The 22,494-nt window shown below is 39.7% G+C and carries 17 protein-coding genes, 2 tRNA genes and 3 rRNA genes; 14 read left to right on the top strand and 8 right to left on the bottom strand.

Going from position 1 to position 22,494, the window contains the following annotated elements; translation table 11 throughout:
- The first annotated feature begins 427 nt into the window (after positions 1 to 427).
- Entirely contained in the window at positions 428 to 1,147 is a 720-nt protein-coding gene (locus tag F938_RS12020) for an MgtC/SapB family protein (RefSeq protein WP_005032074.1), read from the top strand.
- 59 nt (positions 1,148 to 1,206) lie between these two features.
- Here the strand turns inward: F938_RS12020 and F938_RS12015 are convergent, their stop codons facing one another.
- From F938_RS12015 to F938_RS12000, 3 genes are all read right to left on the bottom strand, one after another.
- Positions 1,207 to 1,641, bottom strand: a complete 435-nt coding sequence (locus F938_RS12015) for an acyl-CoA thioesterase (RefSeq protein WP_004824257.1) — start codon at positions 1,639 to 1,641, stop codon at positions 1,207 to 1,209.
- Positions 1,642 to 2,123: 482 nt separating this feature from the next.
- Entirely contained in the window at positions 2,124 to 2,930 is an 807-nt protein-coding gene (locus tag F938_RS12005) for an OmpW/AlkL family protein (RefSeq protein ID WP_005032071.1), read from the bottom strand.
- Positions 2,931 to 3,642: 712 nt separating this feature from the next.
- Positions 3,643 to 4,797 carry an iron-containing alcohol dehydrogenase gene (locus tag F938_RS12000; protein WP_005032070.1) on the bottom strand — a complete coding sequence of 385 codons (1,155 nt, stop codon included), beginning with the start codon at positions 4,795 to 4,797 and terminating at the stop codon, positions 3,643 to 3,645.
- 122 nt (positions 4,798 to 4,919) lie between these two features.
- Here F938_RS12000 and F938_RS11995 point away from each other — a divergent pair, with 122 nt between their 5' ends.
- The 11 genes from F938_RS11995 to F938_RS11945 all read left to right on the top strand — a co-directional run bounded on the left by F938_RS11995 (position 4,920) and on the right by F938_RS11945 (position 16,540).
- The gene (locus F938_RS11995; RefSeq protein ID WP_004824252.1) at positions 4,920 to 5,432 is read left to right on the top strand and encodes a low molecular weight protein-tyrosine-phosphatase; all 513 of its coding nucleotides are present in this window, start codon (positions 4,920 to 4,922) and stop codon (positions 5,430 to 5,432) included.
- Positions 5,433 to 5,462: 30 nt separating this feature from the next.
- Positions 5,463 to 6,491, top strand: a complete 1,029-nt coding sequence (gene murB, locus F938_RS11990; protein ID WP_004824251.1) for a UDP-N-acetylmuramate dehydrogenase — start codon at positions 5,463 to 5,465, stop codon at positions 6,489 to 6,491.
- Between the two features lie 14 nt (positions 6,492 to 6,505).
- Positions 6,506 to 7,654, top strand: a complete 1,149-nt coding sequence (locus F938_RS11985) for a YdcF family protein (RefSeq protein WP_005032067.1) — start codon at positions 6,506 to 6,508, stop codon at positions 7,652 to 7,654.
- The gene (locus F938_RS11980; protein WP_005032066.1) at positions 7,654 to 8,682 is read left to right on the top strand and encodes an alpha/beta hydrolase; all 1,029 of its coding nucleotides are present in this window, start codon (positions 7,654 to 7,656) and stop codon (positions 8,680 to 8,682) included. Before F938_RS11985 ends, F938_RS11980 begins: the two co-directional genes overlap by 1 nt.
- Positions 8,683 to 9,130: 448 nt before the next feature.
- Positions 9,131 to 10,669: ribosomal RNA gene (locus F938_RS11975) — 16S ribosomal RNA — on the top strand.
- 59 nt (positions 10,670 to 10,728) lie between these two features.
- Positions 10,729 to 10,805, top strand: a tRNA-Ile gene (locus F938_RS11970).
- 44 nt (positions 10,806 to 10,849) lie between these two features.
- Positions 10,850 to 10,925: transfer RNA gene (locus tag F938_RS11965), tRNA-Ala, on the top strand.
- Positions 10,926 to 11,282: 357 nt separating this feature from the next.
- Positions 11,283 to 14,173: ribosomal RNA gene (locus F938_RS11960) — 23S ribosomal RNA — on the top strand.
- 170 nt (positions 14,174 to 14,343) lie between these two features.
- Positions 14,344 to 14,458, top strand: a 5S ribosomal RNA gene (gene rrf, locus F938_RS11955).
- The 16S, 23S and 5S rRNA genes sit together here with 2 tRNA genes alongside, the layout of an rRNA operon.
- Before the next feature lie 220 nt (positions 14,459 to 14,678).
- Positions 14,679 to 15,182, top strand: a complete 504-nt coding sequence (locus F938_RS11950) for a DUF2004 domain-containing protein (RefSeq protein WP_005032064.1) — start codon at positions 14,679 to 14,681, stop codon at positions 15,180 to 15,182.
- 167 nt (positions 15,183 to 15,349) lie between these two features.
- The gene (locus F938_RS11945) at positions 15,350 to 16,540 is read left to right on the top strand and encodes a hypothetical protein (RefSeq protein WP_005032063.1); all 1,191 of its coding nucleotides are present in this window, start codon (positions 15,350 to 15,352) and stop codon (positions 16,538 to 16,540) included.
- 67 nt (positions 16,541 to 16,607) lie between these two features.
- Here the strand turns inward: F938_RS11945 and F938_RS11940 are convergent, their stop codons facing one another.
- The 5 genes from F938_RS11940 to F938_RS11920 all read right to left on the bottom strand — a co-directional run bounded on the left by F938_RS11940 (position 16,608) and on the right by F938_RS11920 (position 20,715).
- Entirely contained in the window at positions 16,608 to 17,732 is a 1,125-nt protein-coding gene (locus F938_RS11940) for a porin (protein WP_005032061.1), read from the bottom strand.
- Positions 17,733 to 17,948: 216 nt separating this feature from the next.
- Complete coding sequence (locus tag F938_RS11935) at positions 17,949 to 18,365, bottom strand: HIT family protein (protein ID WP_005032059.1); 417 nt, start codon at positions 18,363 to 18,365, stop codon at positions 17,949 to 17,951.
- A 28-nt stretch (positions 18,366 to 18,393) separates the two neighbouring features.
- Complete coding sequence (locus F938_RS11930) at positions 18,394 to 18,660, bottom strand: YARHG domain-containing protein (RefSeq protein ID WP_004830378.1); 267 nt, start codon at positions 18,658 to 18,660, stop codon at positions 18,394 to 18,396.
- A gap of 81 nt (positions 18,661 to 18,741) precedes the next feature.
- Entirely contained in the window at positions 18,742 to 19,614 is an 873-nt protein-coding gene (locus F938_RS11925; RefSeq protein ID WP_004830380.1) for an NAD(P)-dependent oxidoreductase, read from the bottom strand.
- A gap of 9 nt (positions 19,615 to 19,623) precedes the next feature.
- Positions 19,624 to 20,715, bottom strand: coding sequence for an alpha/beta fold hydrolase (locus F938_RS11920; RefSeq protein WP_005032057.1), 1,092 nt, complete (start codon positions 20,713 to 20,715; stop codon positions 19,624 to 19,626).
- A 141-nt stretch (positions 20,716 to 20,856) separates the two neighbouring features.
- On the opposite strand from F938_RS11920, the gene F938_RS11915 reads away from it, so the two are divergent.
- On the top strand, positions 20,857 to 22,044 hold the full coding sequence (locus tag F938_RS11915) for an O-succinylhomoserine sulfhydrylase (RefSeq protein WP_005032055.1): 1,188 nt from the start codon (positions 20,857 to 20,859) through the stop codon (positions 22,042 to 22,044).
- A gap of 112 nt (positions 22,045 to 22,156) precedes the next feature.
- Positions 22,157 to 22,486: a YbaB/EbfC family nucleoid-associated protein gene (locus F938_RS11910; RefSeq protein WP_004830383.1), complete on the top strand. Its 330-nt coding sequence runs from the start codon at positions 22,157 to 22,159 to the stop codon at positions 22,484 to 22,486.
- The last annotated feature ends 8 nt before the right edge of the window (positions 22,487 to 22,494 follow it).

Genomic DNA, 22,494 nt, shown 5'->3' with positions numbered 1-22,494 from the left:
ACATTTCCTCCTTAAATAAAATGCCTACTCAAGGTCTGTTTTTATATCTCTCGTTTTATCGTCCTGTTATTAGGGGCTGTGGTTAAAATTATCTCAGGTTACGTTATGAAACTTAAGAATAGTCTCGCTATTCTCTTCATTTCCTTGCGGAGTATACTCCTCATGCCTGCTCAATTTTAACCTACAACGCAAGCCATTTATGAAATGTCCACAGCCCCTAATGTAAAGAAGGCAACTTTGGTTCAAATATCAGACTATTTATATCTAACTGATTTTTTGAAATTGAAAATCTTTAAAGTGTTGAGTTTTAATACTTTGCAATACTTTTGTCATTTGCATGTGATAAAACAGTGAAGGATTTTTATTCCGTTATTCATGAGATATCAAAGATATAGACCATAAATTAAAATAACTGTGGAGCGTATAGATGCAACTCCAATTTATGCAACATTTAGAATTAACAAACATGCTTGATACATTGATTAGTCTTTTTTCTGCCTTTATTTTAGGTGGTTTGATTGGATTTGAGCGACAGTATCGACAACGTACAGCTGGTTTGAGAACCAATGTTTTGGTGGCTGTGGGTGCTGCTATTTTTGTTGATATTGCCAATAATTTAACTGGCGCTGATGGTTCTGTTCGAGTAATTGCCTATGTTGTTTCTGGTATTGGCTTTTTAGGTGCAGGCGTGATTATGCGCCAAGAGGGTAATATTCAAGGTCTGAATACGGCTGCAACGCTATGGTGTTCTGCCGCCGTGGGTGCAGCAGCAGGCTGTGATCGTATTGTTGAAGCATTATTGGCAACACTCTTTATTTTGGCTGCAAATACTTTGCTACGTCCGATTGGTCATATTATCGACCGCAAGCCACTCAATGTTGAGTCAGAAATGCAACATGAAATTTATGTGGTGTGTCAAAAAGAACATAGTAAGTATGTTATGGATGAGTTGAGTAAAGCTTTAAAGCATTATCACTTTCCAGCCAAAGATTTTGACGTAGAGCCTTTTGGAGAACAAGATGTTGAGATTAAGGCAATTTTGATTGCAAACTCGGTTGAGGAAAAAGAAATTCAGCCCATTATTGAAATGTTAAATCAAATGCCTGAAGTCAGTCAGGCTTTTTGGGATCAAAATACTTTAGCTTAAAATATTATCTTTGAAATATAGTTTATTCGATCTGGCTTAGCTATAGAGCTTAAAATGAATTATTCACTAAGATAAATCTGCAAAGCATCTCGCATATCTTGAGGGATTGGGGTGCTTTTTTTTGTCTCACGAGAGACAAATACATGAACAAATTGCCCCTGAGCTGAAGCTTGGCTTTGTCCTTGTTTAAAAATTGCTAAATCATAAGTCAGTGAAGCGTTTCCTATTTTTGAAATGGCAACGCCTACTTCAATAATTTCGGGATAAGTGAGTTCTTGAAAAAAATCACAAGAAGAATTTACAACTAGGCCAATGATCGGCGATTGATGGATATCAAAGTCCGCTTTTTGAATTAATAATGCATTGGCTGCGGTATCGAAATAACTATAGTAGGTTACATTATTCACATGACCATAAATATCATTGTCAGCCCAACGTGTTTGAATTGGGAAAATAAAGGCATATTGATCACGTAATTTTATTTGTGGTTTCATTTTACTTTACTCTGCGCTAAACGGACATTTACATTAAAACGATGACAGTGTGAATAAGAAGCGATGTACATCAAATTTAATCAATTTCTCATCATATCATTCTACAAGACTGAATAGATATGACGATGTTTTTCGTATAAAGCGTATCTTTTATACAATTTTAGATTTATTTATCTTACTGATACCATCTAAGAAAACTTGGATAATAGAGATCAGACATTTTCACAGCCTTATATTTTAACAAAAATTTTAATTGATTTACTTCAGTGATGTCTTACTTTCCAGAGATGACAAAGATCTTTTATGGGATGAGAGCGTTGTTTGTTTTTATTCAAAATGATGATGGTTTTAAAGCGATTCTATTTTGTTGGATACATCGCAGGATGATATGTATTAAGGATGATTTAAAAAATAAAAAGCTCATTAAGTATGACTCAATGAGCTATAGAAAATGAAGACTGATCTCAATCAGACTTCATTAATTAGAAACGGTAGCCTAGACCTAAATAAGTCACAATTGGTTTAATTTCGATACTGCTTTGACCTGAGATCAATGTTGTAGTACCAGCTGGTGTAGTACCATTTACATTTAATTTAGCTTTAGTTGTAAGGTGCGCATAAGACACAGAAGCTGTTGCATACCAGTTTTTGTTGATGTTGAAATCAGCACCAAGAATAGCCACTGGTGCAAAAGCATCATCAACTTTTACTTTACCCAATTCTGGATTGAACGGAGCAAGATAAGGATTTGCCTTCAGTGCCTGATTAATCGCGCGGTCAGTTTCAACATTTGAGAAGTGAGCATACATCAATCCAGCACCAACATAAGGGCGGATTTTATTGTTGATCGAGCCAAAGTGATAACGACCAGAAATGGTTGGTGTATAGGCATCTGTAGTTGCAGCTTTGTCATATTTGCTGAGGTCAATGACATTGATCCCATGAACTTTAATGCTGCCTTTGCCTGCAAGTTCCATTTCAGGAGGTGCGCCCAAAGTTAATTCTAATGAAACGTTATCATTGACGAAATAATCAAGCATCAAACCTGCAGTATCAGCATTTTGTACTTCAAAACCAGCATCAGGATTAGCTGCTTGTAAATTAGCCAAGGGACCTAAGTAAGGTGAATTACCTGTTTTCCCATTGACACCTTGTCCCTTACTTTGTGGCATTACATGCAACCAACCTGTAGAAACAGCAAAAGTTTTACCGTCTGAAGTCGCTGCATGAGTAACAGTGTTTAAGCCAAACGCTGCTAATGGTAAAATCGCCAATGTAAGTTTTTTCATAGAATCATTTCCAATACTGTCTGTTATCTTAATTTCCCGATTAAGATCGTCGGCGATTTTAGAGTAATTATTTTAGAAGTTAAACGGAAAACACGGTAAATTATCAACCAGTCAGTCATACAAATAATAAGTAATTAAAATAATATTATGATAATTAAAGTTATAAATAGATATTTTCTAAAATACGCAATAATCTATTTGATTAAAAAATAGAATTTTATTGACTGTTTTTTGCACATGTTGATAATTTAAGGTTTTTCTTGTGAAGATTTGTTCGCGGATTTTAGCAATTTCTTATGCTAGAGGAATCAGGCTAGTCTTTCATGATCAAAAGACAGTTTTTACTTTTTGTTTGAAATGTAGTGCATTACCTAAGTAAATCGCTTTATAGCTTAACTGTATTTAAAGATGATTTTACAACATCAATCGCAAGCATTCTGATGATGTGTTTTAAGTTGGTTGATACTTTACAGATGCTTGTAATAAAGATTTTTTTAGATATCACTTGGCAGGTTTTGTGAAACTCAGTGATGCTAAGTCAGCAAAACCTAAGGTAGACCTCGTAAAATATCTCTATTCAGCTGGTTGTGATTAAAGTCTTCCTCAACTGCATTTCGAAACTCGACAATAGTATGGCGATTGTTGGTATTTCACTTCTTGTTTATGTCGTATTAATCGATAACGCAATGTGCTGTTGAAATCTCAATAGACCCTAATAAATTGCCTGATAAATGTTGAGTGTATCGGTGTAGTTTAAAACCTTAGGATTGTTTTGTAATAAGCGTGTTTGAAGCATTGCATCTTCTGCAAGGACTTCAAGTTGTTGAGATTGTACATTTAACTCTCTCAGTTTTAGGGTTAAGCCACTATTGTTGAGATGGTTTTGCATATGGTCGATAAATAAATCACAGAGACCTTCAACACTGCCTTTACTATATGGATCTAACCATTGCATCAGTTCAGCGTAGTGAGCTTTGGCTTCAGAGGCATTAAATTTTAAAACCTCTAATAGAACCAAAGCATTGGTGTGTCCATGAGATAAGTGGAAATGTCCACCTAATGGATAGGCAAGGGCATGAACAGCGCCAACAGGCGCGTTGGCGAATGCTTGTCCTGCAAGCATTGACCCTAGAAGCATATTTTGACGTGCTTGCACATTCATCCCATCCGCCAAGACAAGTTTCAAGTTTTTATTGAGAAGTTTCAGCGCTTGTTTTGCCAACATGTCAGCATAAAAGTTTTTCTTTATTTTTGAAGTATAGGCTTCGATGGCGTGCACCATTGCATCAATGCCAGTTGCGGCTGTGATATGTGGTGGCAGACCAGTGGTAAATGTGGCATCAAGGATTGCGATATCCGCATATAAGATCGGTGAGACAATTCCTGTTTTTGTCGTTTCACCTGTCGTAACAATGGAGATCGGCGTAACTTCAGAACCAGTACCGGCAGTGGTTGGAATCAGAATTAACGGAAGTCTTGGTCCATGAACATTATTGATACCGTAGATCTCTTGAATACTTTGGGTTTGTTGAGCATGAGCCAGTACTGCAATAAGTTTGGCAACATCCATTGAGCTGCCTCCACCAAAACCAATCACAACATCGACTTGATTTTTTTTGGCAAACTCCACTGCGGATAGAACAATATGTTCTGCAGGATCAGCCTGAACGTCAGCGTAAATTTCATAAGCCAAATGAGCATCTTCTAAAATTTTCAGTACAGGTAAATGCAGTGCATGTTGAATCATCCCTGCATCTGTTACAAGCAAGGCTTTTTTATATTTGTTAGCTAAAATTGTCTTTAATTCTTGGACTGATCCTAGCCCAGAAATAATATTGGCTACAGTTTGAAATTGGAAATGCTGCATTGTGTACTATCCTTAATCTGTCATCACAAAATTAACATTATTGTTTTAAGGTTCTATAGGATTCACTTGCTAAATAACTTAACATAAGCGCTTATAAAAGAAATGATCATTTGAGGCGGTTTATGTTATCCAAAATGCCATACAAGGTTTTATGTGTGTGCTTAGGAAATATCTGTCGTTCACCTACAGCAGAAGTCGTCTTGCGACATTATTGTAATGAACAGCAATTGAACGTGATTGTGGATTCAGCTGGAACGAGTAATTATCATCCGAATAAATCACCTGATCACCGCAGTCAAAAACATGCAATAAAAAGAGGCTATGATCTTTCAGATTTGCGTGCTAGACAGTTAAAAATACAAGACTTCTTGGATTTTGATTTAATTCTTGCAATGGATCATGAAAATTTAGCGAATATCAAATCTTTACTTCAACAAGCGATTCAACAATTTGGTGTACAGTCTGTTAAAGCGCAAGTTGCGCTGATGAGTGAACATGATGCTGATTTTCCGAAGCAAGCCATTCCTGACCCTTATTATGGTGAAGCAGATGGATTTGAGCGTGTTCTTGATCAATGTGAGTCAAGTAGTTTAGCGTGGGTGCAAGTTTTTCAGCAACAGTTTCAATATAAGTAATTGATATACATTAGGAATGAAATTTAAGTTATGAATATTGAATCTCAGGTTCAACTTAAACCATTTAATACACTCCGTTTAGACTCAGTTGCATCACATTTTGTCAAAGTACAATCTGTTGCTGACCTTCAAAGCGCACTGCAATTTTCCAAACAAAATAATTTAAATGTGCTGGTTCTTTCAGGTGGAAGCAATATGATTCTTCCTGAGCATATTCATGCCCTGGTTGTTGCGATCGATATACAGGGGATAGAGTTTATCGGTGAAGATGAACGGAGTAAAACAATAAAGGTGGGTGCAGGGCAAGTCTGGCATGACTTTGTATTGTGGACGACTTCACAGCATCTTTATGGTTTACAAAACCTTGCATTGATTCCTGGTTTGGTAGGTGCTTCTCCTGTACAAAATATAGGGGCTTATGGCGTTGAAGCAGGTGAGTTTATTGAATCTGTGGAAGTATATGATCGTGAATTAGAGCAAATGCATTCCATCTGTGCTCAGGATTGTCAATTTTCTTATCGTCACAGTATTTTTAAAGATGATCCAAATCGTTATGTTATTACTCATGTGATTTTTAGATTACTGAAACAGGCTGATTTAAAAATCAACTATGGTGATTTAAAAGCAGCAATGGCAGATGACTTGAGTGCGGAGAATTTGCAAAAACAAGTCATCCAAATTCGACAAAGTAAACTTCCTGATCCTAAGGAATATCCAAATGTCGGAAGTTTCTTTAAAAATCCGATTATTGGGCGAGATGTATTTTCACAATTAATTGCAAAATTCCCTAATATTCCACATTATCCTCAAACAGAGGATCGCGTTAAAATTGCAGCTGGTTGGCTGATTGACCAATCAGGATGGAAAGGTAAGCAACTTAATCAAGTCGGCATGTTCCATAAACAAGCTTTAGTTCTGGTGAATTATGCGGATGCAACATTGTCAGATGTTCAAGCGGCTTATCGAGCTGTTCAGCGGGATGTGTTTGATCAGTTTGCTGTGCAGTTAGAGCCAGAACCTGTACTTTTTAACGAAATGGGATTAATTCAGAACCATTAACATTGAGTCTATATATGGTTAAACAACATTGGATGGTCAGATTTTTACGGATGGTTGCAATACTATTTGTACTTTTTGGCTGTCTGATTGTATTTTGGTATACGCCATTTTATTCGAACCTTATGGTGAGGATTCTCAATACATTTGTGCCTGTTGAAGTCAATCAGGTTGCCGCAAAAAGCCAACAAAATGCGGCATTATCTGAAACAGAAAACTTAGAACCAGGTTCGGATTTGTGGATTGCTCGTCAAGCTTATCTAAAGTTGATGGAAGAACTGTTAAAGAACAACGATGCTAAGGATTTGCTTGCTCTTCAATTGCGTTATCGAGCTTTACAGGAAAAAATTGCCAAAGAACAAAAAGAAGATGATGAAGAGCAAATCAAACCAGTGATTCCTTTAGTGTCTGAACATGCAGCTTCTGATGCTGTAGAAGACCAGCCTAATGATGTGGTTAAAAACTTATTAGATTTAAATAGTGAAGACAACAAAGCGCTGATGGATGAATATTTAACTTTCTTAAAAAAATATAAGGTTGATGATAAGGCTTTATATGAAAATCCCTCAGCTTCTGCCGTTGAATTATCAAGTTCACAAGTACAACAAGATTTAGAAAGCTTACCCAATAAAAATAGTGAACTCCCAAAACCAGTCAGTCAACCTTATGCCATTGTGGTTTTGGGTGGTGGTCTAACTTTAGATAAAAATCAGAAAGATATTATTGTCAATGATTACACTAAACTAAGACTGGAAACGACTATTGAACTAGAGAAAAAAATCAAACTGCCTATTGTGTTGAGTGGCGTTGAAGCACCTTATATGCAAAAGTGGTTGGCTGAACGTGGGGTGCAGGCAAAATTATTGGAAAATCGCAGTATGAATACCTGTGAAAATACACGTTTTAGCTCATTACTATTACAAAAAAAAGGTGGAGCACCTACAGTCATGTTGATTACAGATCGTTATCACATGCCTAGAACACGTCGTTTATTTGCATTGAATGGTATAGAAACCATTCCAGTGGACGCACCAATGCCTACTCAACTTACAGAATGGCAACCAAGCAAACAGAATTATGATCATAGCCGCAGAGCCAACTATGAAACTTTAGCAACAATTCGAGATATGTTGTTTGGTTCGAGTGGCTGTAGAGAGGTGCCTTAATGGCGGATATCCCATTTTTAAATCCTACAATTTTAAAACAACTTGATTTGCCAGTACCAAGTCGTGATACCACACCACAACTATTAGAAGCTTTAAATTTAAATCGTACCTATGTGCCAAACCAAGAAATAAAGGCTTATCAACGACTTTATGGTTTTGATCAATTAGATTGTGTTCAATGGCAAGGCTTTATTGACATGCCGTTGTTTAAACTGCATGTTCAGGTATTTAAGCCTAAAATTGAAAAAGTAAAAGGAACAGTCTGTTTATTACATGGTTATTTAGAGCATAGTGGTATCTATCAACCGATTGTTAAAGAAATCCTTGAACAAGGCTTTAGTGTTATTACTTATGATTTGCCAGGACATGGTTTAAGTAATGGCTCTCCAGCAAATATTAAAAATTTTGACCACTATCAACAAGTGCTGCATGCTGTTTACCAATATGTTAAAAACTCACAGCATCTTCCTAAACCTTGGTTGGGGGTAGGACAGAGTACAGGTGGTGCAATTTGGATGCATCATTTACTTGAATATGCACAAAAAAGAGAAAATCCAATTGTTGATCGTGTTTTACTCTTATCACCTTTGGTGAGACCAGCTAAAACCGCATGGTGGCACAATTCTATTGGTTTGGGTATTATTCGTAGAATTAAAAGAGAAGTTCCACGTCATTTTAAACGCAATAATCATAATCCAGAGTTTTTAAGATTTGTACGACTAAAAGATCCTTTGCAACCCCGTATGATGGGAATGGACTGGATTCTTGCAATGTCGAAATGGATGCAGGAAATGGAAGAATTTCCAAAATGTCGTATACCTGTGTGGTTGGCACAAGGTGCTCAAGATCAAACAGTGGATTGGAAATATAATATTGATTTCGTACGTCGCCAATTCAGATTGCAAACTTTATTAATTCTTGAAGAAGGATCGCATCAACTCATTAATGAACGTGCAGATATTCGGGCAGCATTAACGGGATTAATCCCTGCTTTCTTACATGCACATTCTTCAGGTGATTATTTTTGAATAAGAATCAAATAACGACTATTGATTGATGAGGTCTTTTTTAAGATTTTAAAAGCATGAGTTTAAAGAAGTGCTTAAAAAATGAGTGAAAAATGCAGTTTTTTTTGCGCTTTTTGTTGAAAAAATAACCATGTGGTTGAAAAAGTTCAAAATAGGGGTTGCGTGTCTATAAAAAATATATAGAATACGCAGCATCCCGACGCGATACAGCAAACGAACTTAGCTTAGAGGGTTAAGTTGTTGAATGTTTATTGCGTCTTATTTATCACTGACGAGGTGGTAAATTGATCATTAAGAGAATATGAAGAACAACTTGTGTGGATTTTTACTGATTGATTGATCGAAATATTATCATTGATTGATTGGTTTAAATTACTCGAAGTTTATTTGAGAGAATTTGTCAGTACATTGATGAGCCAGAATTGTGACCTTAAGTCACTAATGATTTTAACTGAAGAGTTTGATCATGGCTCAGATTGAACGCTGGCGGCAGGCTTAACACATGCAAGTCGAGCGGGGGAGATTGCTTCGGTAATTGACCTAGCGGCGGACGGGTGAGTAATACTTAGGAATCTGCCTATTAATGGGGGACAACATCTCGAAAGGGATGCTAATACCGCATACGCCCTACGGGGGAAAGCAGGGGATCACTTGTGACCTTGCGTTAATAGATGAGCCTAAGTCGGATTAGCTAGTTGGTGGGGTAAAGGCCTACCAAGGCGACGATCTGTAGCGGGTCTGAGAGGATGATCCGCCACACTGGGACTGAGACACGGCCCAGACTCCTACGGGAGGCAGCAGTGGGGAATATTGGACAATGGGGGGAACCCTGATCCAGCCATGCCGCGTGTGTGAAGAAGGCCTTATGGTTGTAAAGCACTTTAAGCGAGGAGGAGGCTCTTTTGGTTAATACCCAAGATGAGTGGACGTTACTCGCAGAATAAGCACCGGCTAACTCTGTGCCAGCAGCCGCGGTAATACAGAGGGTGCGAGCGTTAATCGGATTTACTGGGCGTAAAGCGTGCGTAGGCGGCTTTTTAAGTCGGATGTGAAATCCCCGAGCTTAACTTGGGAATTGCATTCGATACTGGGAAGCTAGAGTATGGGAGAGGATGGTAGAATTCCAGGTGTAGCGGTGAAATGCGTAGAGATCTGGAGGAATACCGATGGCGAAGGCAGCCATCTGGCCTAATACTGACGCTGAGGTACGAAAGCATGGGGAGCAAACAGGATTAGATACCCTGGTAGTCCATGCCGTAAACGATGTCTACTAGCCGTTGGGGTCTTTGAGACTTTAGTGGCGCAGCTAACGCGATAAGTAGACCGCCTGGGGAGTACGGTCGCAAGACTAAAACTCAAATGAATTGACGGGGGCCCGCACAAGCGGTGGAGCATGTGGTTTAATTCGATGCAACGCGAAGAACCTTACCTGGTCTTGACATAGTAAGAACTTTCCAGAGATGGATTGGTGCCTTCGGGAACTTACATACAGGTGCTGCATGGCTGTCGTCAGCTCGTGTCGTGAGATGTTGGGTTAAGTCCCGCAACGAGCGCAACCCTTTTCCTTACTTGCCAGCATTTCGGATGGGAACTTTAAGGATACTGCCAGTGACAAACTGGAGGAAGGCGGGGACGACGTCAAGTCATCATGGCCCTTACGACCAGGGCTACACACGTGCTACAATGGTCGGTACAAAGGGTTGCTACCTAGCGATAGGATGCTAATCTCAAAAAGCCGATCGTAGTCCGGATTGGAGTCTGCAACTCGACTCCATGAAGTCGGAATCGCTAGTAATCGCGGATCAGAATGCCGCGGTGAATACGTTCCCGGGCCTTGTACACACCGCCCGTCACACCATGGGAGTTTGTTGCACCAGAAGTAGGTAGTCTAACCGTAAGGAGGACGCTTACCACGGTGTGGCCGATGACTGGGGTGAAGTCGTAACAAGGTAGCCGTAGGGGAACCTGCGGCTGGATCACCTCCTTAACGAAAGATTGACGATTGGTAAGAATCCACAACAAGTTGTTCTTCATTGATGTATCTGAGGGTCTGTAGCTCAGTTGGTTAGAGCACACGCTTGATAAGCGTGGGGTCACAAGTTCAAGTCTTGTCAGACCCACCAAGTCTACTGAACACAGAAGAGCAGATATATTAAGATCTTAAGCTGGGGACTTAGCTTAGTTGGTAGAGCGCCTGCTTTGCACGCAGGAGGTCAGGAGTTCGACTCTCCTAGTCTCCACCACTACTACGCAGTTACCTGATTAAAAAAGATTGATTATAGAAATTAATGAACTGAAGTTTATAGAGTTTATTAACTTCTGTGATTTATCACAGTGAACTACTTGCTGACGAGGCGGTAGTGAATCATTAACAGAATATATTTGAGTTGAAATAATTGTTTAACTCGTTTTATGAAGCTTAACAAGCAATTGTTAAAGCGGAATGAAATGAGAACTAGCGATAAAACTGAATCAAGCGTTTTGGTATATGAATTAAATTGAAGCTGTACAGTGATTAAGTTCACAAGCAACAAATAGAAGTGGTTAAATCCACATTGTTGATCCTCCTTGTAGGGATTAACGACTGTTTGGGGTTGTATAGTCAAGTAATTAAGTGCATGTGGTGGATGCCTTGGCAGTCAGAGGCGATGAAAGACGTAATAGCCTGCGATAAGCTTCGGGGAGGCGGCAAATATCCTGTGATCCGGAGATTTCTGAATGGGGAAACCCACTTACCATAAGGTAGGTATCGCATGATGAATACATAGTCATGCGAGGCGAACGAGGGGAAGTGAAACATCTCAGTACCCTTAGGAAAAGAAATCAATTGAGATTCCCTCAGTAGCGGCGAGCGAACGGGGATCAGCCCATTAAGTTATATGTGTATTAGCGGAAAGCTCTGGGAAGTGCTACCGTAGAGGGTGATAGTCCCGTACACGAAAGTGCACATATAATGATGACGAGTAGGGCGAGGCACGTGAAACCTTGTCTGAATATGGGGGGACCATCCTCCAAGGCTAAATACTCCTGACTGACCGATAGTGAACCAGTACCGTGAGGGAAAGGCGAAAAGAACCCCTGTGAGGGGAGTGAAATAGATCCTGAAACCGCATGCATACAAGCAGTGGGAGCCGACTTGTTCGGTGACTGCGTACCTTTTGTATAATGGGTCAGCGACTTATATTCAGTAGCAAGGTTAACCGCATAGGGGAGCCGTAGAGAAATCGAGTCTTAATAGGGCGTTTAGTTGCTGGGTATAGACCCGAAACCGGGTGATCTATCCATGAGCAGGTTGAAGGTTGGGTAACACTAACTGGAGGACCGAACCCACTGTCGTTGAAAAGCCAGGGGATGACTTGTGGATAGGGGTGAAAGGCTAATCAAACTCGGTGATAGCTGGTTCTCCCCGAAAGCTATTTAGGTAGCGCCTCGGACGAATACCATAGGGGGTAGAGCACTGTTTCGGCTAGGGGGTCATCCCGACTTACCAAACCGATGCAAACTCCGAATACCTATGAGTACTATCCGGGAGACAGACTGCGGGTGCTAACGTCCGTAGTCAAGAGGAAAACAATCCAGACCGCCAGCTAAGGCCCCAAAATTATAGTTAAGTGGGAAACGATGTGGGAAGGCATAGACAGCTAGGAGGTTGGCTTAGAAGCAGCCACCCTTTAAAGAAAGCGTAATAGCTCACTAGTCGAGTCGGCCTGCGCGGAAGATGTAACGGGGCTAAAACTATATGCCGAAGCTGCGGATGTATACATTGTATACGTGGTAGGGGAGCGTTCTGTAAGCCGATGAAGGTGTGTTGAGAAGCATGCTGGAGGTATCAGAAGTGCGAATGCTGACGTGAGTAACGACAAAACGGGTGAAAAACCCGTTCGCTGAAAGACCAAGGGTTCCAGTCCAACGTTAATCGGGGCTGGGTGAGTCGACCCCTAAGGCGAGGCCGAGAGGCGTAGTCGATGGGAAATTGGTTAATATTCCAATACTTCTGTGTAATGCGATGAGAGGACGGAGAAAGTTAAGTCAGCCTGGCGTTGGTTGTCCAGGTGGAAGGTTGTAGGCATGCATCTTAGGCAAATCCGGGGTGCTCTATGCTGAGAACTGATAGCAAGCGAGTTTACTCGTGAAGTGGCTGATACTATGCTTCCAGGAAAAGTCTCTAAGCTTCAGTTACACAGGAATCGTACCCGAAACCGACACAGGTGGTCAGGTCGAGTAGACCAAAGCGCTTGAGAGAACTCTGCTGAAGGAACTAGGCAAAATGGTACCGTAACTTCGGGAGAAGGTACGCTGCTGACGGTGATAGGACTTGCTCCTTGAGCTATTGGCAGCCACAGAAACCAGGCCCCTGCAACTGTTTATTAAAAACATAGCACTCTGCAAACACGAAAGTGGACGTATAGGGTGTGATGCCTGCCCGGTGCTGGAAGGTTAATTGATGGGGTTAGCGTAAGCGAAGCTCTTGATCGAAGCCCCAGTAAACGGCGGCCGTAACTATAACGGTCCTAAGGTAGCGAAATTCCTTGTCGGGTAAGTTCCGACCTGCACGAATGGCATAATGATGGGGGCGCTGTCTCCAGCAGAGGCTCAGTGAAATCGAAATCGCCGTGAAGATGCGGTGTACCCGCGGCTAGACGGAAAGACCCCGTGAACCTTTACTGCAGCTTGACATTGAACTTTGATCTTACTTGTGTAGGATAGGTGGGAGGCTTAGAAGTAGCGACGCCAGTTGCTATGGAGCCATCCTTGAAATACCACCCTGGTAATATTGAGGTTCTAACTCTGTCCCGTTATCCGGGACGAGGACCATGTCTGGTGGGTAGTTTGACTGGGGCGGTCTCCTCCTAAAGAGTAACGGAGGAGTACGAAGGTGCGCTCAGCGTGGTCGGAAATCACGCGTAGAGTATAAAGGCAAAAGCGCGCTTAACTGCGAGACCCACAAGTCGAGCAGGTACGAAAGTAGGTCTTAGTGATCCGGTGGTTCTGTATGGAAGGGCCATCGCTCAACGGATAAAAGGTACTCTGGGGATAACAGGCTGATACCGCCCAAGAGTTCATATCGACGGCGGTGTTTGGCACCTCGATGTCGGCTCATCTCATCCTGGGGCTGAAGCAGGTCCCAAGGGTATGGCTGTTCGCCATTTAAAGAGGTACGCGAGCTGGGTTTAGAACGTCGTGAGACAGTTCGGTCCCTATCTACCGTGGGCGTTGGAAATTTGAGAGGATCTGCTCCTAGTACGAGAGGACCAGAGTGGACGAACCTCTGGTGTACCGGTTGTGACGCCAGTCGCATCGCCGGGTAGCTATGTTCGGAAGGGATAACCGCTGAAAGCATCTAAGCGGGAAGCCTACCTCAAGATAAGATTTCCCTAGGACTTTATGTCCTCTAAAGAGCCGTTGAAGACTACGACGTTGATAGGTTGGATGTGGAAGTGCGGTGACGCATGAAGCTGACCAATACTAATTGCTCGTGAGGCTTGACTATACAACACCCAAGCAGTTGTATGTGAAGCATCATTTGATTCATAAAAGATCAAAGAAACTTGATTTAGTTGTAAAGCTAGTTACAATAACCAACTCAAATGTTCTTCTGTTAAACTCATTTGGAACAAAGTAAGGCATACCCATAAGACCCGAAAAAGTCCATAACAGTTTGCTGGCGACAATAGCAAGAGTGAACCACCTGATCCCTTCCCGAACTCAGAAGTGAAACCTCTTAGCGCTGATGGTAGTGTGGGGTTACCCATGTGAGAGTAAGTCATCGCCAGCTTTTAATTCTTAAAACACCCTCAACTAACTGTTGAGGGTGTTTTTTTATGCGTGAAGAAAAGTGAAAAAGTCCCATAAAGAACAAATATAGGAAAATATGAAATAGAATAGCAAAAATATACCATTCATATATTTTAACCAATAGTAAATAGTGTCTAAAATAATTTAATCTGGTTAAGCCGAATACATCGTTTAAACATAAAAGCATGAGGACTATAAAAATGCCATCATATACTTTGCCGTATTTTGGAACTATAAACTCAGAAAACTTAGAAGAATATTATGAAGTCGATGCTGAGGTGAATGGAAAAGTGGTTCAAATCGATTTGAATTTTGAAGCGAATACTTTGAGTTTAGAAAATTTTGAACGAGTTAAATCATTTATAGAAAATATAGAAAAATTTGACCAAAACAACCACGCTTATATTCAACAAAATTTTGAAGGTGAGCAGGACGGGACTGTCAAAGAATATGTGGATTTTCATCTTGATGAATTGGGTGATGATTTCTTAGCACACATCGGGATTTCCAACTCAATAGACAAGACACAACAGTTTTTAAACAAGTTATATTTAACAAGGATAGGGCTTTATCCCGATGGGAAATATGACACATCGTATTTTGCAGTGTTTGATTACACAGTTAACAGTGAATTATCTGATCAACTGATGGTGGTTAAAACAGATCATCAAGGTCATTTAGATCATTTGAGTTGGGAGAGCTGATATACAGAGTTAAACCTAACATGTTCATAACTTTGCTAATATGAAACAAAGCTAAAGCTTTAAGCTTGATATATTTAGTATTGAGTTTATATACTTATTTGCACAATCATCAGTACTCAAGTTTTAGCTCAAAAATGAATAGTGCAGTTGAAAAATAATGGATGAACATGGATAGAGATACTCCCATTTATATTTCTTTAACAGGTACGGATAGCCATCAAATCAAAATTCCTGCTGGTCAAGGGAGTTTCTCGATTGGGCGAATTGGCATGGACAAGAAAAAGTTTGATGTTCTTGTTGGTGAAAATGCTGTAATCGATTGGGATGTCTTTAATACCTTTTATACGCCACATGGTCAACAAAATGCGCATTTGCATCCTTATGGAGATTGGCCAAGATTTTTTTACTATTGGGGAAATGATACTAGTTTTGTGGAGTGGTCGAAGAAGAGAGTAATTGAAAATTTCTTTTGGCAACCCTCTCGCTCGTTGTGTCTTGATTTGAGTGATGCCCAAATTCGTAATCTTGCAATAAAAAGTAATGATGATCTGATCAAATTGACTTTGGATCATAGTAATAATATTAGTTTATATTCACTTCATCTCTCTGGAAAAATTGAGCTTTTTGAAATTAAGACCAAGCAAGAAATTCATCATATTCGAATAGAACCCAATACTGAGAAAGATCAATCTGTATCCGCGTACCATCTTCCAATTATTACTGACTTGGCAAAAATTAGTTCACTCGATGTAATTGTTAAACCAATTGGTCAGGCTTTTGATTGTGAAAGCTTACTACAGTTTCCTAATTTGAAAAATTTGAACTTAACCGGGAATATAACCAATACAGCATGTTTAAAACAACTTCACCAACTTGAACGTATTGGAATACGTTATGCAGTAAATTTGGAAGGCTTTCCTGCTTTAAATACTTGGGAAAACTTAAGCTCTTTCATTGCATGGAATATTGATGAAAAAACTGGGAAAACATTAAATACCCAATTAAAGCATTTGGCTAAAGAAAAACAATTGGATTATTCTTCGGTGTCTAAACTGAGAAGTCCAATATGGTTTAGCACTGAATATGGAATTCCATTTGAAAGCTGGCAAAGCAAAAATGCAAAAATTGCGATCAAAGCATATAAATCTGCTTTAAAAAAAATCTCCAAAGCACAGAATGAGCAAGATGTGAAAGAATCAATTATTGAACTTATAGAGATGATTAATACATTGCCCAATATTGAAACTGTTGAAAGGGAAGATACAGGAGTTGCTGTACAGCAACTTGTTGAATCTTCAAAATTTGATATAGATCAAAAAATAGTAAATGCGTGGTTTGATGAGTTTCGAGATTTTTAGAAAAGGGAATTGTAAAAAAAAACGGCAAGTAAACTTGCCGTTTTTTGTGTAAACCTTCGATTTGGAATTAGAAGCTATATTCCATACCTAAGCCAACAACAGTTTTCTTTTTCTCAGCTGTAGCAGAAGCAGCCCAATCACGTTTTTGTTGCCCCACTACACCGTAGAAGCGAACTTGCTTGTTGATGTTATAATCTGCGCCTACACCGTAAAGATCTTGTTGACGATCATCACGACCATCTAATTCAGTGGTAGATGAGATATATTGAGCTTTCAATTTAATTGGTGTTGAAGGAATTGCATAAGCAGCAGTGATACCATATGCATTTTCTTTTAAGCCTTTAAATGAAGTTGTTGTTGTGACTGGAGGAGTGCCAGCGGTTTTAGAAACAGCAACAGTATCATCAGTTGGTTTAAATGTTTGCCATAATGCACCTAATACTAATCCATCAAGACCTAAAGGTTTGAAGTCTAAAGAACCTGTAACACGGATTGCATCAGAGTAGATAGAGCTGCCACCAAGTTCAGAGCTATATGCATTGTATTTTGATGCGATACCGAAGTTCCCACCAACAGCAGCTGCTAAACCATAGTCTTTATTTTCATAAGTGAGCGATGTTGAAATACCATCACCAAAGCCATCGCGACTGCCTTTTTGACCTTTTGCATCATTTTTCAATGCAGATGATTCTTCACCTTGCTGGAACATGATGTTAAAGCCTAAACCACCCAATAATTTTTTATCAGTTTCAAAACCAATAACGTTATTGATACGGTCTTCACCCGCCAAAATCGCTGTCATATCGAGTTCAATAAGGTCATTGAAGATATCTTGATTGTTTCCTGCTGTATTTCTTAAGTAAGTATCGAAACGACCCACTTTTAATGTTGCAATACCGTCTGATTTAATCCCCACATAACGGTTACGCATACTTAGGTCAGTACCGTCACCATCTGTATTTACTTGCCATTCTGCTAAGTAGAGAGCAGATAATTTATCTGTTAATTTTTCTTCACCTTTGATACCAATACGAGAGTTGTTAGAGGTTACATTGGTAACGCTTTCATCTACGAATTTATTTTTATCGATTTGATCTAAACTTACGTTGAACTTACCGTACAATGTAGGCGCTGCTTGAGCTGCGCTTATGCTAAGGGTAGTGATGGCTGCAGCGAGTAGCACTTTTTTCATTGAGTTTTCTCCAAAACATGTTCAATGGGTTTGCTGATACTTTTTTTATTCAGTAAGTGTTGGTTAAGCACTACTTACTAACTTGCATGCAGTATCTGTAAACTTTGTTACATATAAGTGAAGAATAAATGACAATTTGATGACGTAAGCGATACATAATAAGAATTTGAAGCAAAAAAATGAGGCAATAAATGCCTCATTTCTAAAGAAAATTTTTTATAAGAGTGCGGACTTAATTTTTTCAGCCAACACTTTAATTTTTTCTTGATCGCCCATTTGTACAGCATGACGACCTAATTCGTGTACAGAGCTTGGAATAAGATGAAAGTGTACGTGCGGCACAGTTTGTCCAGCTGATGCGCCAGAGAGTTGCATTAAAACAATCCCTTTTGCATCTAAAGCTTTTTCAATTGCCTGAGCAACTTTTTGTACAATTTTAATGGTATAGGCAGCAGCTTCTGGTTCTAAGTCCAATAATGTAATGGCTTTGGTTTTTGGAATAACTAAAGTGTGACCATCTGCCTGTGGCATGATATCCATAAATGCAAGTACATGATCATCTTCATAAACTTTTAATGCTGGAAGTTCGCCACGTAAAATTCGAGCAAAAATATTCTGATCATCATAAGCCATATTTACTTCCTTAAATGTATGAATGTAATTATTTACAATTCAATTCTTTCTGACGTTCCTTGATAGAGTCAAGTTTTTGTTGCTCTTTTTCAGTAAATTTAGGCTTACTTGTATAACAATTGTCATTATTATATTTTGCCTTTGCTTCAGGATCTTTGAAACAGAAACCTTTTGATGCATAAATCACATTGTAATCATCCTGCAATTTTTTGCATTCTTGTGCATTATCTGCGAAAGCTTGTGTGCCCACAAAAATGGATAAAGCAGACAGTGTAGCAATAAAATATTTGTTCATGAGTTTGCCTCAAAATTGACATAATCGTGTGTCACTTGATTAGATTATAGGGGCTGGTTGTGATTATTCAATGACGAAAAATTAATCTAATGTAATTTTGCTCCATGATTCATACATTTTTACCGCAGTTGAAAAGTCACTGTCTGGTGTTGCAAGACTGTTTGCTGCTTGGATTAGGCTTTGTGTTAAACCAAGAATTGGTGTAGAGAGTTTCGCCTCGCGAACTAAATCAATGGCAATTCCTGTATCTTTTGCCAATAAAGGTAGCCCAAAGGTCAGTGGAAAACTTCTGTTGAGAATACGTTGCGGAAGGATTGATTCAGTAACACCACTTTTTCCACTTGAAGCATTAATACAATCTAATGCCTCATGCAAATTTACGCCATGCGCTTTGAGTGTGGTAAAACCTTCTGCGGCTGCACATAAATGAACTGCCATCATCATATTATTAACTGCTTTAACCGCAAATCCAGCACCGGAATCGCCAACATGTTTAATTAGTTTTCCCATTGCTTGCATTGCAGGCAAAGCGCGTTGGAATGCATCATTCGATCCGCCCACCATGAAGGTGAGTGTGGCATTTTCAGCACCAATGGTTTGTCCGCTTACAGGTGCATCCAAGAATTCAATATCAAGTTGTTTAAGCTGTAATGCTTGTTGACGTGCTGCATCAGGCACACCGCTGGTGCAATCTACCCAGATCGCACCTGATTTAATTTTTAGTCCCTGAATTAAATCATCAACATCTTGGCTGGTGGGTAAGCATGAAAAAATTATATCAGCCTGAACAGCCTGTTCTAAAGCTACCGCCTGAGTGCCGAACGCAGTTGCATGTTGTTTGGCTTTTTCAAAATTTCGATTCCATACATAAACAGTATCAAAATGTTGAGGCAAATGTGCTGCCATACGATAGCCCATAGCACCTAAACCGATAAATGCAACTGTAGTATTCATAACTGTCTCTTAACTTTTAGTCGATCGTTGTTCTAACCATTTGGATAATGTCGGCCAAAATTCTTCTGCACTTTTTTGGCTAGACATCAGTCCTAAATGTCCTCCAGAGATTAGAGTAAACGTGACATCGCTACTATTTGTCAATTCGATTAAAGGCTTAACTGCATCGGCAGTGACCATTTGATCACTTTTTCCAGCACCCACCAACAAAGAACAATTGATATTTTTAAGTTCTATTTTATGTCGGCTGAGTTGTATAACACCATTTTTTAGTGGATTTTGGAGCCATACATTAAACAACATGTCTTGATTAACACCCCCAGGATAATCCACCATATGATTGAGAAAATTGCCAAGTGTGGCATGCTCATGTAAAAGTGCTCGATCATCTAAATTGAGTAATAATTGTTTGTGACCTTCATACCAGCCTTTGGGATCAAGAATTTTAAATCCAATCGCATTTAGTAAACCAGAAGTATGGATCAGTTTTCTCGGTAAGCCTCCTTTATAAAGTGTATCTTTAAGTTTTTGGTTTTTGATAATCAGACTATTGATTCTTTGATACAGTTTTCCAATTCCACCAGAAGCATAACTGTCGATAGGACTGGCGAGTACAATGAGATTTTTTACATGATTGGGCTGACGTAAAGCACTGTATAGTAATACAAAAATTCCGGCCATACTCCACCCATGCAGTGAAATTTGATCACTTTGTGAATGCTCTCGGATCTTGTCGATACATAAAGGCATCGATTCGTCGATAAAGTAAAGGAAGTTTAAGTCACGATCTTGATAGCTTAATTTTCCCCAATCCAATAAATAAACATCAAAGCCTTGTTCTGTAAAATGTTTGATTAATGAGCGATACGGGTATAGATCATAGATCGCCATATTGATCGACAACGGTGCGGTAAAAACCAAAGGTTCTTTAAACTTTTTTTCTGGCGCAGCATAGTAACGTACTTTGGTTTGATGATGCTCTGCAATGACTTCATAAGGTGTACTTTGAGATAAAACCAGTGACTTGCCATTGAAAATCCGTGTCGTCAAATTTTTTAACTTGGCTTTCCTTGCTTGGAACTTGGCTGATACTTGGGTCATAAGCGATGTTTGTCTCATTTTTATACAGATTTATGCGAAGTGTATGTGATAATTTGCGATTTTACCTTGACCTTAAATACATAGGACGCTCAAAATGTTGGCAATATTTTACAAAGGCAGTTTTAGGACTGAGCAGTTGAAATGAGCCAGCACGACGACATTGAATACCAACTTGACACCTTAGCGATTCGTACAGGTCATACTCGCAGTTTTGAAGGGGAACATGGGGAACCAATTTTTCTGACTTCATCATTCGTTTATGAAAATGCAGCTGAAGCAGCAGCAAAATTCTCAGGTGCAGAGCCAGGCAATATTTATTCACGTTTTACCAATCCGACGGTTACGATGTTTGAAAAGCGTTTAGCTGCTCTTGAAGGTGGTGAACGTGCTGTGGCAACAAGTTCAGGTATGGCAGCGATTATGGCTGTAGCGATGTCTTTCTTGAAAGCTGGCGATCATGTGATCTGTTCACGTGCTGTTTTTGGTTCAACAGTCGCGTTGTTTGAAAAGTATGTTGCTAAATTTAATGTTGCCGTGACTTTTGTTGATTTGACTGATCTAAGCGCATGGCAAGCAGCTGTTCGCCCTGAAACAAAATTACTTTTTGTTGAATCGCCATCCAATCCATTGGCAGAAGTAGCTGATATTCAAGCCTTATCTGATTTGGCACATGCAAATGATGCTTTGTTGGCGATTGACAATAGTTTCTGTACGCCAATCTTGCAACGTCCTCTACAATTTGGTGCGGACTTAGTGATTTATTCAGCGACTAAATATTTGGATGGTCAAGGTCGCGCATTAGGTGGTGCTGTTGTCGGTAGTCACAAACTTCTAGAAGAAGTATTTGGTTATGTAAGAACGACAGGACCGTCGATGAGTCCTTTCAATGCTTGGGTGTTTTTAAAAGGTCTAGAGACGCTAAGACTGCGTATGAAGGCGCACTCTGAAAGTGCACAGATCATTGCTGAATGGTTGGTTAAACACCCGAAAGTGGAAAAAGTTTACTTTGCTGGATTGCCCGAGCATGTTGGTCATGAATTGGCGGCAAAACAGCAAACAGGCTTTGGTGGGATTGTTTCATTTGAGGTGAAAGGTGAGCGAGAAGGGGCTTGGAAAGTCATTGATCACACACAATTTATTTCAATTACTGGCAACTTGGGCGACGCCAAATCGACCATTACTCATCCTGCAACAACAACACATGGTAAGCTTTCGCCTGAAGCAAAAGCTGCAGCGGGCATTCGTGAAGGTTTAATTCGTCTGTCTGTTGGTTTGGAAGATGTCAATGATATTATTCGTGATCTTTCTCATGGATTAGATTTAATTTAAGATAAGCGTCATTGCTCAAATACAGTCTTGCGCCCATTTGTGATTTTTGAAAAAAAAAGCCAATGTGTGCAAGACAAAAATTTATTTAAAGACTTTTTGTTCGGAGTACCTTATGAACATTAATATGTTGATGCAACAAGCACAGCGCATGCAAAAAGACATGGAAAGTAATGTTAAGAAAGCAAAAGAAAAACTTGCTCAAACTGAAGTTCAAGCAGAAGCGGGTGGTGGTTTAGTCAAAGTGACGATGACTTGCCGTAATGTTGTTAAGCGTATCGAGATCAGCCCAGATTTATTACAAGATGATCCAGAAATGATCGAGGATTTGATTGCAGCTGCAATGAATGATGCTGCACGTCAAGCAGAGGCTATTTCAGAAGCAACCATGAAAGAAGCCAATTCAGGAATGGGTCTACCACCTGGTCTTTCAGGTTTGTTCTAAGGAATCTT

This window comes from Acinetobacter bereziniae LMG 1003 = CIP 70.12, assembly GCF_000368925.1.
GTDB lineage: Bacteria > Pseudomonadota > Gammaproteobacteria > Pseudomonadales > Moraxellaceae > Acinetobacter > Acinetobacter bereziniae.
The sequence above is the reverse complement of the archived record's forward strand: the minus strand, read 5'-3'. Positions and strand labels throughout refer to the sequence as shown.

Coding starts and splice junctions, on each gene's coding strand:
- F938_RS12005 (WP_005032071.1), bottom strand. CDS start 2,930: ATGAAAAAACTTACATTGGCGATTTTACCATTAGCAGCGTTTGGCTTA.
- F938_RS11950 (WP_005032064.1), top strand. CDS start 14,679: ATGCCATCATATACTTTGCCGTATTTTGGAACTATAAACTCAGAAAAC.
- murB (WP_004824251.1), top strand. CDS start 5,463: ATGAATATTGAATCTCAGGTTCAACTTAAACCATTTAATACACTCCGT.
- F938_RS11940 (WP_005032061.1), bottom strand. CDS start 17,732: ATGAAAAAAGTGCTACTCGCTGCAGCCATCACTACCCTTAGCATAAGC.
- F938_RS11925 (WP_004830380.1), bottom strand. CDS start 19,614: ATGAATACTACAGTTGCATTTATCGGTTTAGGTGCTATGGGCTATCGT.
- F938_RS11985 (WP_005032067.1), top strand. CDS start 6,506: ATGGTTAAACAACATTGGATGGTCAGATTTTTACGGATGGTTGCAATA.
- F938_RS11930 (WP_004830378.1), bottom strand. CDS start 18,660: ATGAACAAATATTTTATTGCTACACTGTCTGCTTTATCCATTTTTGTG.
- F938_RS12015 (WP_004824257.1), bottom strand. CDS start 1,641: ATGAAACCACAAATAAAATTACGTGATCAATATGCCTTTATTTTCCCA.
- F938_RS11915 (WP_005032055.1), top strand. CDS start 20,857: ATGAGCCAGCACGACGACATTGAATACCAACTTGACACCTTAGCGATT.
- F938_RS11945 (WP_005032063.1), top strand. CDS start 15,350: ATGGATAGAGATACTCCCATTTATATTTCTTTAACAGGTACGGATAGC.
- F938_RS12020 (WP_005032074.1), top strand. CDS start 428: ATGCAACTCCAATTTATGCAACATTTAGAATTAACAAACATGCTTGAT.
- F938_RS11910 (WP_004830383.1), top strand. CDS start 22,157: ATGAACATTAATATGTTGATGCAACAAGCACAGCGCATGCAAAAAGAC.
- F938_RS11920 (WP_005032057.1), bottom strand. CDS start 20,715: ATGACCCAAGTATCAGCCAAGTTCCAAGCAAGGAAAGCCAAGTTAAAA.
- F938_RS12000 (WP_005032070.1), bottom strand. CDS start 4,797: ATGCAGCATTTCCAATTTCAAACTGTAGCCAATATTATTTCTGGGCTA.
- F938_RS11995 (WP_004824252.1), top strand. CDS start 4,920: ATGTTATCCAAAATGCCATACAAGGTTTTATGTGTGTGCTTAGGAAAT.
- F938_RS11980 (WP_005032066.1), top strand. CDS start 7,654: ATGGCGGATATCCCATTTTTAAATCCTACAATTTTAAAACAACTTGAT.
- F938_RS11935 (WP_005032059.1), bottom strand. CDS start 18,365: ATGGCTTATGATGATCAGAATATTTTTGCTCGAATTTTACGTGGCGAA.